Here is a 12,730-nt window from a genome sequence, read left to right on the forward strand (position 1 = left end):
AAAAATCGGCAGACGCACCTTGGTGGGTCCTCGTGTGTTAAACTTAAAAATCATTCACCGTTGCCATGATGAGCCGAGCTACATAGTCTATGCGCTTGAAATCCATAAAGTTGTCAGGGTTCAAGTCGTTTGTGGATGCGACCACGGTAGCCTTTCCGTCAAACATGACAGCGGTAGTGGGGCCAAACGGCTGTGGCAAATCCAACATCATAGATGCGGTGCGATGGGTATTGGGTGAAAGCTCAGCCAAGTACTTACGTGGCGAATCCATGACCGATGTCATATTCAACGGCTCCAGCGCGCGCAAACCGGTGGGCCAGGCTGTAATCGAGTTGTTGTTCGACAATCATAATGGTTCGGCCCCGGGTGAATTCGCCCAGTACAGTGAGATTTCTGTACGCCGCCGGGTTTCCCGCCAAGGTCAATCCGATTATTTCCTTAACGGCACCAAATGCCGCCGCCGCGATATTACCGATCTGTTTCTTGGCACCGGCCTTGGGCCGCGCAGCTACGCTATCATTGAACAAGGCATGATTTCCCGGTTGATCGAAGCGAAGCCTGAGGAACTCAGAGTCTACATAGAGGAAGCGGCGGGCATCTCCAAGTACAAAGAGCGCCGCCGTGAAACCGAAAATCGCATTCGCCGCACCCAGGACAATCTCGAGCGCCTGAGTGACGTGCGCGCCGAGCTTGGCCGGCAACTTCAACATCTTGAGCGGCAGGCGGTTGCCGCTGAAACGTACAAAACCCTTAAGCATGACGAACGTCGCAAAAAGGCCGAACTGACCGTGTTGCGCTGGCAACATCTGAATACCGGGCTGCAATCCGGGCATGGGCGTATTCGCGAGACCGAATTACAACTGGAAAAGCACCTGACCGGGCGTATTCGGCTGGATACACAGCTCGAAAATCTGCGCGCAGAAAATCAGCAGCGCAACGAGCAGTTTAGCCTTACCCAAGCGCGTTATTATGAAGCCGGGGCAGACATTGCGCGGATTGAACAAAGCGTACAGAACAGCCGCGATCGCAGTCGGCAAACCAGTCTGGAGGTTGATCAGGCACTCGCCAGCGAACGCGAGCTGGCTCGCGAGCTGGAGCAAGATAACGACAAACTTGCAGCGTTTGAAGAAGAGTTGGCAATGCTTGAGCCAGAGCAGGAAGAGTCAAGCCTGCGTGCTGAAGCCTCTGGTGAACAGCTCCAAAGCGCCGAAAATGCAATGGCGGACTGGCAGCAACGCTGGGACGATTTCAGCGCTCGTTCGGCAGACGCGCACCGACAGGCCGATTTGACACAATCGAGTATGCGCGCATTGGACAACGCCATTGAACAGCTGCGAATGCGCGGTCAACGGCTGCACCACGAGCGCCATAATTTGCAGCAGCAACTGGATCACGAAGCCCTGAAAGACCAGCGGGAGCTGCAAGCCAGGGTTAGTCTGCAGCGCGAGGCTGCGCTGGAAGTTATTAAAGGTAGCCAGCAGCAGTTGCAACAGCTGCGTTCACAGCAGCAGCAAACTGAGCAACATCAAAATCAGCAACGTCAGCAGGTTCAACGCCTCGAAGCCACGCTTGAATCACAACAACAACTACTGGCCGAGCAGCTAGGCAATACTAACGGTGCGCTGCAGGACTGGCTGGGCCAGCATCAGCTGACCCAAGCGCCACGTCTGGCAGCTGCTTTAGATATTGATGACGGCTGGGAATTTGCAACCGAACAAGTGCTTGGTCGCCTCTCCCAAGGTTTGGTGTTACCGCAGCTTTCAGCCCAACTGAAGTTGCTTGACGATGCTCCTGCCGGTGTTGCGCTGGTATCTGCCGATGCCGCTGCACCTTTGGAGTTGCCAGGGGCTACCAGTCTGGCTGCCAAGGTACGCGGTAATGCGGCCATTATTGACGCATTGGCGAATATTCTGGTGGCAGACAGCCATCAGCAAGCGCAGCAGCAGCAGCCACAGCTGCAACACGGGCAAAGTGTGATAACGCCTCAAGGGTTATGGATGGGGCGGCAGTGGGTGTTAATGCCTGCAGCCGATGCCAGCCAGACAGGGGTAATCGAGCGACAAAAAACCGTGCTGAACTTAACAGCACAATTGAAGCAGGCGCAGCGGAAGCTTGAACTGGCAGAAACCACCAGCGCAGATGCAAATCAGGCGCTGGAACGGACAGAACAGAAGCGTGAGCAAGCCCGGCAAGAGCTTTCTGAAGTAGATCAGCGCCTGAGTACCATTGCTGCTCAGTTAGGCGCTCTGCAAGCTCGTAGCGAACAGATCACCCAACGTTTGGCTCAGATTGACGCTGACGCCGCGGAGCTGGAGTTCGAACGTGAGCGCCAGCATCAGGAACTTGAGTACGCACGGGAAGAGTGGCAGCAGGGTCTCGAGGCAACAGAGGAACACGACGAACACAAAGAATATTTGCTGGCACAATGTGACGAGCTGCGCGATAACCTCGATCAGCTGCGCCAGCAGGCCCGTCATGAGCGCGACCTGTCTCACCAACTGCAACTTACGCTGCAGAGCCTGAACAGCCAGCGCGACGGCTTGCGCCAGACCATCAGCCGCTCACGCCTGCAAGAGCAGAGGGCGGAAGAGCGTCTGGAGCTGTTGCGGCAGTCCCGCGAGCAGGCGGAAGAGCCTTTAGAAGACCTTCAGCTGGAACTGGAAGGCTTGCTTGAGCGCCGGCTTGCCGAAGAAGACAAACTGTCTGAGGTCCGCGAGGGGCTGGAAGATCTTGACCGTCGAGTGCGCGAGGCCGATCAGGGCCGCAGCGGAACCGAGCAACAGATCCAGGAGGTGCGCGCCACGCTGGAAACACTGAAAATGGAATGTCAGGCGCTGGAGATTCGCGCGGGTAACCATTTGGAGCTGCTGAGCGAGCTGAATATCACTTTGCACGCTGTGCTTGAACAGCTGGACGATTCTGCCAGTGAGCAGGAATGGTCTGAGGAACTGGAAAAGATCGCCAGTCGGATACAACGTTTGGGCGCCATTAACCTGGCGGCTATTGACGAGTTTCAGGTGCAGAGCGAGCGTAAAACCTATCTGGACAGCCAGCACGAGGACCTGACCGAAGCGCTGGAAATCCTGGATGGCGCCATTCGCAAAATTGACCGTGAAACCCGTCAGCGTTTTAAAGAGACCTTTGATCGGGTTAATGAAGGTCTGCAGGGCTTGTTTCCCAAAGTTTTTGGTGGCGGGCACGCCAGCCTGGAACTGACAGGCGAGGATTTGCTGGAAACCGGTGTTACCATCATGGCGAGGCCACCGGGCAAGAAAAACAGCACCATTCACCTGTTATCCGGGGGTGAAAAAGCGTTGACCGCCATTGCCCTGGTGTTTGCAATATTTCAGCTTAATCCGGCGCCTTTTTGCATGCTGGACGAAGTGGACGCTCCGCTTGATGATGCCAATGTTGGCCGTTACGCGAATTTGGTGAAAGAGATGTCAAAGCAGGTACAGTTTATTTACATTACGCACAATAAAATCGCCATGGAGCAGGCTGATCAGTTGATGGGTGTGACCATGTACGAGCCGGGTTGCTCGCGACTGGTTACAGTAGACGTGGAAGCTGCCGCGGCGCTGGCGGAGGCCTGATTGGGCCGCGAGTATGACAATCCAGCCATAAGCCGTGTTTGTGCGTTGTATTACGCGGGTTCAATTTTTATAGTACCTACGTTGATAGTACTAAATTTGCTAGTACTGACTTTGATAGTAACAATATTCTCCGATCCGCAAACAGGACAGCAGCACTATGTCACCACTTAGGGAATGGCTAATTGCCATCGGTACCCTGGTCATTATTGGTATTGTCGTTGACGGCATTCGGCGCATGCGCCGCGCGCGCAGAGAGTCTTCGGCTATTTCCTCTGGCATGGGCGCTGATAGCCTGCAGGATTCGCCGCTGGACGAGCATTTCAACCCGGAACTGCCATCAGGCGGTGCTCGAACCATTTCCCGCAACGAGCTGGACCAGGATCGCACGTCCAAGAAAAAATCACGGACCGCGCGCCAGGTGCAAAAACCGACTCGGCCGGTAATCGCAGCTGGCCGAAACAAAAGTTCTGAACCTGCAACAGTTGCAGCGGCACCCAAATCTCATTCGGCGTTTGTGACCGCTGCTGATAGCACCGAAGCTGATAGTACCAACGCAGATCGCGACAGCAGCGAATTTACCGAAGCGCCGCTGAGTGGCACCCACGATCAGTGGGAGCCCGAGCCTTTCAACGCAGACGTAGGCGACACCAATAGCCTTGAAAGCGATTACCCTGATATCCGCGACGCTGATGAAGACGTAGATTCACCTGTCATTGAGAAATCTACGCCCAAGCCCAAGGCAGCGCCTCGGCCCCGCGACCCTTCGCAGCCTTTGCCCGGTGCCAACCGCCCGCCGGCCAAAGAAGTGATTGTCATCAACGTACTGGCCCGCGCTGGTGGGGAGTTTCAGGGCCCGGCTCTGCAGCGGCTTCTGGAAGCTTGTGGCCTGCTATACGGTGATATGGACATCTACCACCGCCACGAAACCACCGATACTGCAAGCCCTGTGCAATTCAGCGTAGCCAGCGCAGTTGAGCCGGGCACTTTCAGACCCGCAGAAATCGCGACTCTGAGTACGCCCGGCATCAGCTTTTTTATGAGCCTGCCCGGGCCGGGTAATGCCCTGCAGGCTTTTAACTTCATGTACGAAACAGCGCAGGCCGTGGTGCGTAATCTCGGAGGTGAACTAAAAGACGAACGCCGCAGTGTGATGACATCACAGACCGCCGAGCACTGCCGCCAGAGGATCCGAGAATTCGAGCGCAAGCAACGTTCAAAACGGGATTAACATGAGCTCAGTCAATACCAGCGTGCGTGACCGGGTTCACCAGCTGCGCACAACCATTACCGATCACAATCATCATTATTACGTGCTCGATGATCCGCAAGTTCCCGACGCCGAATACGATCGGCTGTTCCGTGGATTGCAGGCGCTAGAAGCCGAGTATCCGGAACTGGCGACGGCAACGTCGCCGACCCAGCGTGTAGGCTCCGCGGTAGAAACCAGCTTTGCGGAAGTGATCCACCGTATCCCTATGTTGTCTTTGGATAATGCCTTCAGCGCCGACGATTTACGGGATTTCGATCGCCGCGTGCGCGAGCGCCTGAACCGGGGCAATACCGCGGGTGAAGACAGCATCAGGGAAGACAGTACGGCGGAAGAGGGCTCGAAGGAAGAGGACTCAAAGGAAGAGAGAACCATAGAGTACGTGTGCGAACCCAAGCTCGACGGTCTGGCGGTCAGTCTGCATTACCAGAACGGAGAGCTGGTCCGTGCTGCCACCCGCGGCGATGGTTACACCGGTGAAGATATTACCGCCAATATACGGACCATTGCGTCTGTGCCTCTTACCCTGCGCGGTGGCGATTTTCCGCAAACCGTAGAGGTGCGAGGCGAGGTGTATATGCCCCGCGCCGGTTTTGACAGGCTTAACCAGCGACTGGCTGGGCGCGGTGAGAAAACTTTTGTAAATCCCCGTAACGCCGCTGCCGGCAGTCTGCGCCAGAAAAAATCCAGCGTGACCGCCAGGCGCCCATTGGAAATGTGCGCCTACAGCGTAGCGGTTACTGACGAGTCAGCGCTGCCGCCCACACACTGGGAAGGTTTGCAGCAGGTCAGTGAGTGGGGCTTTCGCATCAACCCTGAAATGTCTCTCGCCATCGGAGCCGATCAGTGCCTTGAGGCCTACGAGGCATTGATGGCCAAACGCGACAGCCTGCCTTATGAAATCGACGGTATTGTGTTCAAGGTAAACCGTCTGGATCTTCAGCAGCAGTTAGGCTTCGTCAGTCGCGCGCCGCGCTGGGCGATCGCACAAAAATTCCCGGCTCAGGAAGAGCTGACGGTGGTTGAAAGCGTGGAGTTTCAGGTCGGCCGTACAGGCGCTATTACGCCCGTGGCCCGTTTAAAGCCGGTGTTTGTCGGTGGTGTTACGGTATCCAACGCAACTTTGCACAATATGGACGAAGTGCGGCGGCTGGATTTGCACATCGGCGATACCGTGTTTATTCGCCGCGCCGGTGATGTGATCCCAAAAGTGGTCAAGGTGGTGCAAAACAAACGGCCCGCCGATGCCTGGGTAATAGAGCTTCCAGCGCAATGCCCGGCGTGCGGTTCAGACGTTGTACAGATTGAAGGCGAAGTGATTGCTCGTTGTTCTGGTGGCCTGTTTTGTCCGGCTCAGCGCAAAGAAGCCATCCGCCATTACGCTTCACGTAAAGCACTCGACATAGAAGGTCTGGGCGACAAGTGGGTGGATATTCTGGTGGACAGCAAAAAGGTTGAAACCATTGCCGATCTGTATCGGCTGTGCAAAGCAGACCTGACCGTGCTGGAGCGCATGGGCGACAAGTCTGCCAGTAATCTGATTGCGGCTATTGACGCCTCCCGTCAGCCGTTATTGTGGCGGTTTCTCTACGCGCTGGGTATTCGCGAAGTGGGCGAGGCCACTGCCAAAGGCCTTGCCGGCTACTTTGGCAGCCTGGAGGCTATTGCCGAAGCCGATGAAAGCGCCCTGCAAGCAGTGTCTGATGTTGGGCCCATTGTGGCTGGGCACCTGCGCAGTTTTTTTGAGCAGCCCCATAACCAGGAAATTCTGCAGAATTTGACGCAGGCTGGCGTCATTTGGCAAACCCAGGAAATTACCGCGGCCAGTATGCCTCTGCATGGGCAAACCTGGGTGCTGACCGGCACTATGGAGCAGATGACCCGCGACCAGGCAAAACAAAAGTTAGAAGGTTTGGGCGCAAAAGTGGCCGGCAGCGTGTCGAAAAAGACGGCGTGTGTGGTGGCCGGTGAAGCGGCAGGTTCCAAACTGGCCAAAGCGCAGCAGTTAGGCGTTGAGGTTTTGAGTGAGCAGGGTCTATTAGACCTGCTGCGTGGGCATGACGTAGAGGTCTGATTGCGCTTGATTGCATCAAATGACAGGGTTGGTGTTATTGGCCGTCAGACGTTAGCTTGGTAACTGCCTGAATCGGCATAAAGACGCAGATAGTCGGTGCTGGTAACTATACCCATTGGCTCGCCAGCGGTATCAATAATCAGGGCTGCATCTAGCTGGTGTGCTAGCATCAGTCGCGCTAGCTGATGTGCATCGGTTTCCGGAAAAGCGGTTAAAAATGCCGGTAACTCGATAGTTGCCAGGCTTTGATCTGCAGCCTGGCCCGGGAACTCGTTGGCCCAAGCCAACAGCCAGAGCTCGTCGACCATGCCTGCAATGATTTTGTTGCCCACCGTAACCGCTAAGTAGCGGGTCTGGTTCTCCTCCATGGCGACCAGTGCCTCCGTTATAGTGGCTGTTGCCGGTACCGATGCTACGCCCGACACACACATAGTCGACACCGGCAAGTAGGCGCGATGCTCTTTAGGTTCGCCGGCGGTACTGCGGCCATACTGCTGGGCTTTACGTTTACCAGCCTGCACCCCAGCCTGGAATTCTGCGTCTGTTGTTTCGCTGTACTCCGGGTTTATTTTTGCGCCTTCGCGCACCTCGCTCACGTCTCCCACCCGGCGGTTGCGAAATATTTCTGGCAGGCGCGTTCCTATTGGCCGGCCTGGTTCACTAACGTGGATAGACATGGGCGTTTCCTTTATTCCTGCTGTAAAACGCGCTCGACACGTAGTCTGTGTGCCAATGCATGGGGTAGGGCAGCTGGCTGGCTACACATGCGATCAGCCAGGTATTCTGCCAACAGCGGTGCGTAGGTCAGACCCTTACTGCCGAGACCGGTGAACATCCAGGCGCCGGCACTAGTCTTCATGCTTTGCGTGGCGACGGCGCCTGCCACTGGTTGATAATCGTGGGTGGTGCAGCGAAAAGCCACTCGCCCCTGCAGAATTTCGTCCGCCACAGCCGGGTGGTTAATGTTTACTACGCCCGGTAGCAAGCGGTCCAGTTCCGTCAAATTTTCCTGATGACTGGCGGTGGTCGGCAGCGGGTTTCCATCGCGTAGGTCGAATGTGGCTCCGGTTACCGATATGCCGTCGTGCTGTGGGTTTAAATAGCGTGAACCACAAATAACGGCGCTGGGCGAGGTGATTGCAGCCGCTGGTAAATGGCTGACTTGTCCGCGGATGGGTTTTAGACGCAGGCGCTCGCCAGGTGCCAGCCATGCCTGTGGGAACAGTTCGGGGGTTTGTGCACCCGCGCAGATAACCAGTTGATCTGATTCTAGATTAAAGAGTTTATCGGACCCCGTCGCCGGATTGCTCTGTCGCGCACTAATTTGCCATAAGCGATCGTTTTGGACCAAGCCGGTTACCCTGCAGTGGGGGTGCACTGTAATCAACGGATGTTGCACCAGGGTCTGGCACAATTGCGACGGCGCCAGCCATCCGCCCTGGGGAAACCAGAGCCCGCCGCGATGAACTGTCACACCCACCAAGTCAGTGGCCTGTTGCGCCGTCACCGGATACAGCACGCCGGCTGGGTAGTGATTGCGGGCCAAAAATTTATGCTGGCGTTGTTGTTCGTGGTCGTTAAAGGCCAGTTGTAAAAGGCCAGTGGCGTGAAAAAAGGGCGCGTGACTGGTGCTGCTCTGATGCGTCTGAAACTGCTGATAAAAACGTCCTGCGAACAGTAGTGCAGATAGCGCTAGCGCCGTTTGCGGCGAATAATCCACCCCCAACTTGGCATAAAGCGCACCCTGCTTATTGCCCGAAGCGGCCTGGCCTGGCGCCAGTGAATCCAGTATTTGCACAGGCACTCCGCGTTCTGCCAGATTGCGCGCCAGGCAGGCACCGGCAATTCCAGCGCCGATAATCACCACGGAATCCGGGCGGCAGGCTGGCTGCGGATCGGGTTTGTTCAGGTCGTGCCAGGCGTCGCCTTGCGGGCCAAAGTGCAGTGTCAGTCGTACTTGCCCATCCGCAAATACCAATCGGTGTAGGCCCGCCACGGTGGGTGGCCAAACTTGTACCAGCTGTTCGCTGAATTCGGCCAGTTGCGGCCAGAGTGAGACTGCACGCTTGAGATCGTCACGGCTAAGGGGGTGTTGCTGGTGGGAAATAAAATGCAGAACATTGCCGGGCTCAGGGCGTTGAGCCATCCAGTTCTGCCAACAGGCCAGAAAATCCAGCCCGAGGCCGAATTCGGCCTCGGCAAAGACCGTCTGCTGAGAGTGCTTGACTCGCTCAACATGCTGAATCTGAATTTTCTCCAGACTGAACTCGTCATAAATTCGGTTCCTGGCGCCGTTTAAGTAAAGCCGGCCATTCTCCAGCCAGGTTATTTCAGCGTGATCCAGCGCCGGCCCTGTCATGGGGCCATGGTTTCAACAATCGACATGCTTTCAATCGTAATCGCCTGAAGCGGAACATCACTCATGCCTTTGCGCGATCCTGTTTTTGTATTGGCAATGGCGTCGATCACGTCCATGCCTGAAACAACTTTGCCAAACACCGCGTAACCTGCACCGCGCGAGTTTGGATTAAGAAAGTCGTTGTCGGTCAGGTTGACAAAGAATTGGGCGGTTGCAGAGTCTGGTGCGTTGGTTCGCGCCATTGCCACGGTGCCACGCAGGTTTGGTAATGACGGCGTGGCTTCGTTGCGGATGGGGGCGCGGGTTTCTTGGGACTGCAGCTCGGAGCTAAATCCGCCGCCTTGAACCATGAAACCTGGAATAACCCGGTGAAATACGGTGCCTTGGTAAAAGCCCGAGCGCACGTATTCCAGAAAATTGGCCACGGTGTCCGGCGCCACATCGGGCCTCAACTGAAGTGTAAATTGGCCTTCGGAGGTTATGACGTCGACGTTAACCAGATCCTGAATGGCGCTATCATCAGCGTTGACGGTGCCCACTAGAGCGCAGCTTGCGGCTAGGACTGAAAAGAAAAATGCGGACAAAAAACGTTTTACAGCGGGCATGCTCTGGCTACCTTGGCAGATTGCGATTAAAAAACGTGGTCAAAGCACGGCAGCGACGCATATCAGACTAATAATGCGTCAGGCGCTGGCCAGAATAGTACTGGATGACACCGCCGTATGCTGGCCACCAGCGCCGTAAAGTTTCTGTCGGCTACTGGCTCCGCGCACTATATCACTTAATCTAGCCAGGCGTTTTTGCATGTGGGCCATGACCCGGCCGTTGTTTTGGTTCAGCTGCTGGCACTGGGTCAGCGCCTGATCGGCTTGGCGCCAGAGCTGGTGGAGTTCGGTCAAGCCAGCTGCGGCAATGAAGCGGGAAGGATTGCCGCTCTCAGGACGAAAACCCATAGCTACCAAAGCGTGAATCTTAAGTTTGGCGCGTTCGCGAATTTGCTCCAGCTGGGCGTTCTTTTCGTCGGTCAGTGCCTGCAGCTGTTTCATGTCAGAGGTAGACAGTAGTTCTTTCTCCTCGCGCAAAAGATCCGCCATAGCAGACAACTGGCGGATATCTTGCGCAAGAAGGTGTTTTAGATCATCAATAGCGGCCATAATTTATTCACCCAAATATGCTTTTATCCATATCAAGCATTTTCTGGGCCAATTGTTGAGCGTCTACTTTGTAACTGCCATCTTCCAGAGCGCTGCGAATCTTAGAAATCTGCTCATCGTTCATTTCCGGGAAGTCGCCCAGTTTTTGCTCTAGCTGTTTAAGATCGCGGGCCTGGCTGCTCAAATTAACACTCTCACCGCGGGCCTGCGTACTTTGTGCTGTGGCCTGATCCGCAGTTGCGTTTTTGGCCGCGCTGCCGGCTTTATCGGCGGTGGGGCGCTGCGTGTTGATTTGGCTTTGGTTGATTCCATTGAAGTCAACGGACATGTTGTTACCTGCTGTATTGGTTGCTGCGCCGATTGGGGCGCAAAATATCGTCTATAATTGCGTAACGGCGGCGGCGCGGAAAGCTTTAATATGTTTCTACAAAAAGTAGCCGGCTCGTTTTTGCCGCTTGTGCTTTGGCGGCAAGGGCTTATGCGATGTAACGGCAAGAAAGTGCCGGTTAGCGTCGCCTTATTTTCGTTTGTTTCTTACATCGGAATCTGCACCTGGCCAGGTGCAGTCACCCGACCTTTGATGGTCCGTGAGGACTGCAAGTTTTCTACCAGCACCTGCTCACCAATAGCTGCATTGGCCAAGGCCTTTCCGCGCGAACTCACGGTGAAAGAACCGCTGCTGGCGGTGATCATCACATGGTCGCCACGTTCCACGGCATCGGGGGCCGCAAGCAGATCCGGGGTAATCAGCGAGCCACTGTTAATGGGCCGGCGAACTTCCATACCAATGATTGACTGCGCTTCGGCAATGGTCCCACGGCGGCTGGCATTCACCACAACGGTCTGTAGGCTCACCATATCGGCGCGGAGGCGCTCGCCACGGGCGAGTGGGCGGCTAGCCACCAAAGCCGGTCCGTGAATGTCTACGGTAGCGCTCAGGTACATGCGCCATGGCCGCTCCCCGCTGCACTCGATCAACATAGAGGGCTGGCCGGATTTCCAAGGATCACCGCTGAAATTGACATCCAGTGCACCATTGCATTCAGCCAATGACAATCTGGGGTCGGGTTTTGCACTTTCATAGCTGACTTCATAGCCTGCGGCGGCCTGTTCTGTGGCAAACTGTTGCAAAAACAGATTAGCTGCAGCGTGAATATCGTGTGCGGTAGAGTTTGCTAGCGCAAATGAGCTTAGGCATAGGCCGAGCAGGGCGATGACAAGAGTGTGGTTGCGCATAATGTGAAAGCGTCCTGTTTTGCCGGTGTGTTGGTAAAGTCGGCCGTGCTGCGCAAAAATAATTCCGGTGGCATCACGATTCGCGGGCACTGGCCGTTAAACTTGACATGCAGTCGCCATATTTTGGCGCATGTCAGAAAAATTGCTCTTTCAAGACTCTTAAGCGAGCAAAAACTATGCCGGTTAGCCCGGCCGTCGGGAGAAAGAACTATGGCAGGTGTATTGGACAGCGTTAACCAGCGTACGCAGATGGTCGGTAAAAACCGGCTGGAGTTGTTATTGTTTCGGCTCCGCGGGCGCCAGATTTATGGCATTAATGTGTTCAAGGTAAAAGAGGTGTTGCAGTGCCCTAAGCTGTTCAGCATTCCCAGCAGCCTGCCGGTGGTTCGCGGCGTGGCCTACACACGCGGCGCGACTATTCCGATTATTGATCTGGCGATGGCGATTGGCATGCCGGCCATCCCTCAAGAAGATCTGGCCACCAGTTTTGTGATCATTACCGAGTACAATCGCAAAACCCAAGGCTTTCTGGTAAGTGGTGTGGAAGGCATTGTGAACATGAACTGGGAAGATATTCTGCCACCGCCCAAAGGCGCAGGCCGCGATGTATACCTGACAGCCGTCACCAAAATTGACGACAAACTCATTGAGGTCATTGATGTAGAAAAGGTTCTTTCGGAAGTGGCTCCGTTAAAAGAAGACGTTGGTGAAGACATTCTCAGCCGCAATGCATCGCGGATTCAAGGTCATCTTCCGGTGTTGGTGGTGGATGATTCCAGTGTGGCCCGGCGGCAGATCGAGCGTTGCCTGAAAGCGATAGGCATGGATGTTGTCACCCATAATGACGGCAAGCAGGCGTTGGATTATCTGGGAGAGATCACCGCCGACGGTTCGAAGGCGACGGATCATCATTCGATGATGATTTCTGACGTCGAAATGCCTGAAATGGACGGCTACACACTGGTTGCGCGCTGCAAAGAGAATCCGCTGATTAGCGAACTGTTTATTATGCTGCACACTTCCTTGAGCGGTGTGTTTAATAAAGCG

The 12,730-nt window shown here is 55.4% G+C and carries 10 protein-coding genes; 4 read left to right on the top strand and 6 right to left on the bottom strand.

What is annotated here, in order from left to right:
- Positions 1-89 precede the first annotated feature (89 nt).
- The 3 genes from smc to ligA all read left to right on the top strand — a co-directional run bounded on the left by smc (position 90) and on the right by ligA (position 6,934).
- The gene (smc, locus tag MELB17_RS19050) at positions 90-3,593 is read left to right on the top strand and encodes a chromosome segregation protein SMC (protein ID WP_036185569.1); all 3,504 of its coding nucleotides are present in this window, start codon (positions 90-92) and stop codon (positions 3,591-3,593) included.
- A 157-nt stretch (positions 3,594-3,750) separates the two neighbouring features.
- Positions 3,751-4,821, top strand: a complete 1,071-nt coding sequence (zipA, locus tag MELB17_RS19055) for a cell division protein ZipA (protein WP_007351971.1) — start codon at positions 3,751-3,753, stop codon at positions 4,819-4,821.
- Between the two features lies 1 nt (position 4,822).
- Positions 4,823-6,934 (top strand): NAD-dependent DNA ligase LigA, encoded by a 2,112-nt coding sequence (ligA, locus tag MELB17_RS19060; protein ID WP_007351972.1) that lies wholly within the window; start codon positions 4,823-4,825, stop codon positions 6,932-6,934.
- A gap of 44 nt (positions 6,935-6,978) precedes the next feature.
- Here the strand turns inward: ligA and MELB17_RS19065 are convergent, their stop codons facing one another.
- From MELB17_RS19065 to flgA, 6 genes are all read right to left on the bottom strand, one after another.
- Positions 6,979-7,611 carry a CBS domain-containing protein gene (locus tag MELB17_RS19065; protein ID WP_007351973.1) on the bottom strand — a complete coding sequence of 211 codons (633 nt, stop codon included), beginning with the start codon at positions 7,609-7,611 and terminating at the stop codon, positions 6,979-6,981.
- Between the two features lie 11 nt (positions 7,612-7,622).
- On the bottom strand, positions 7,623-9,293 hold the full coding sequence (gene mnmC, locus MELB17_RS19070; RefSeq protein ID WP_007351974.1) for an FAD-dependent 5-carboxymethylaminomethyl-2-thiouridine(34) oxidoreductase MnmC: 1,671 nt from the start codon (positions 9,291-9,293) through the stop codon (positions 7,623-7,625).
- Positions 9,290-9,898: a peptidylprolyl isomerase gene (locus tag MELB17_RS19075; protein ID WP_007351975.1), complete on the bottom strand. Its 609-nt coding sequence runs from the start codon at positions 9,896-9,898 to the stop codon at positions 9,290-9,292. Before MELB17_RS19075 ends, mnmC begins: the two co-directional genes overlap by 4 nt.
- 78 nt (positions 9,899-9,976) lie before the next feature.
- Positions 9,977-10,447, bottom strand: coding sequence for a flagella synthesis protein FlgN (locus MELB17_RS19080; RefSeq protein ID WP_007351976.1), 471 nt, complete (start codon positions 10,445-10,447; stop codon positions 9,977-9,979).
- A 7-nt stretch (positions 10,448-10,454) separates the two neighbouring features.
- Positions 10,455-10,775, bottom strand: a complete 321-nt coding sequence (gene flgM / locus MELB17_RS19085) for a flagellar biosynthesis anti-sigma factor FlgM (protein WP_007351977.1) — start codon at positions 10,773-10,775, stop codon at positions 10,455-10,457.
- A 206-nt stretch (positions 10,776-10,981) separates the two neighbouring features.
- Positions 10,982-11,683 (bottom strand): flagellar basal body P-ring formation chaperone FlgA, encoded by a 702-nt coding sequence (gene flgA, locus MELB17_RS19090; RefSeq protein WP_036185575.1) that lies wholly within the window; start codon positions 11,681-11,683, stop codon positions 10,982-10,984.
- A 210-nt stretch (positions 11,684-11,893) separates the two neighbouring features.
- On the opposite strand from flgA, the gene MELB17_RS19095 reads away from it, so the two are divergent.
- On the top strand, positions 11,894-12,730 hold an 837-nt coding region (locus tag MELB17_RS19095), incomplete at its 3' end, for a chemotaxis protein (protein WP_007351979.1).

It is taken from the genome of Marinobacter sp. ELB17 (assembly GCF_000169375.1).
In the GTDB taxonomy this organism is placed as follows: Bacteria; Pseudomonadota; Gammaproteobacteria; order Pseudomonadales; family Oleiphilaceae; genus Marinobacter.

Coding starts and splice junctions, on each gene's coding strand:
- smc (WP_036185569.1), top strand. CDS start 90: ATGCGCTTGAAATCCATAAAGTTGTCAGGGTTCAAGTCGTTTGTGGAT.
- zipA (WP_007351971.1), top strand. CDS start 3,751: ATGTCACCACTTAGGGAATGGCTAATTGCCATCGGTACCCTGGTCATT.
- ligA (WP_007351972.1), top strand. CDS start 4,823: ATGAGCTCAGTCAATACCAGCGTGCGTGACCGGGTTCACCAGCTGCGC.
- MELB17_RS19065 (WP_007351973.1), bottom strand. CDS start 7,611: ATGTCTATCCACGTTAGTGAACCAGGCCGGCCAATAGGAACGCGCCTG.
- mnmC (WP_007351974.1), bottom strand. CDS start 9,293: ATGACAGGGCCGGCGCTGGATCACGCTGAAATAACCTGGCTGGAGAAT.
- MELB17_RS19075 (WP_007351975.1), bottom strand. CDS start 9,898: ATGCCCGCTGTAAAACGTTTTTTGTCCGCATTTTTCTTTTCAGTCCTA.
- MELB17_RS19080 (WP_007351976.1), bottom strand. CDS start 10,447: ATGGCCGCTATTGATGATCTAAAACACCTTCTTGCGCAAGATATCCGC.
- flgM (WP_007351977.1), bottom strand. CDS start 10,775: ATGTCCGTTGACTTCAATGGAATCAACCAAAGCCAAATCAACACGCAG.
- flgA (WP_036185575.1), bottom strand. CDS start 11,683: ATGCGCAACCACACTCTTGTCATCGCCCTGCTCGGCCTATGCCTAAGC.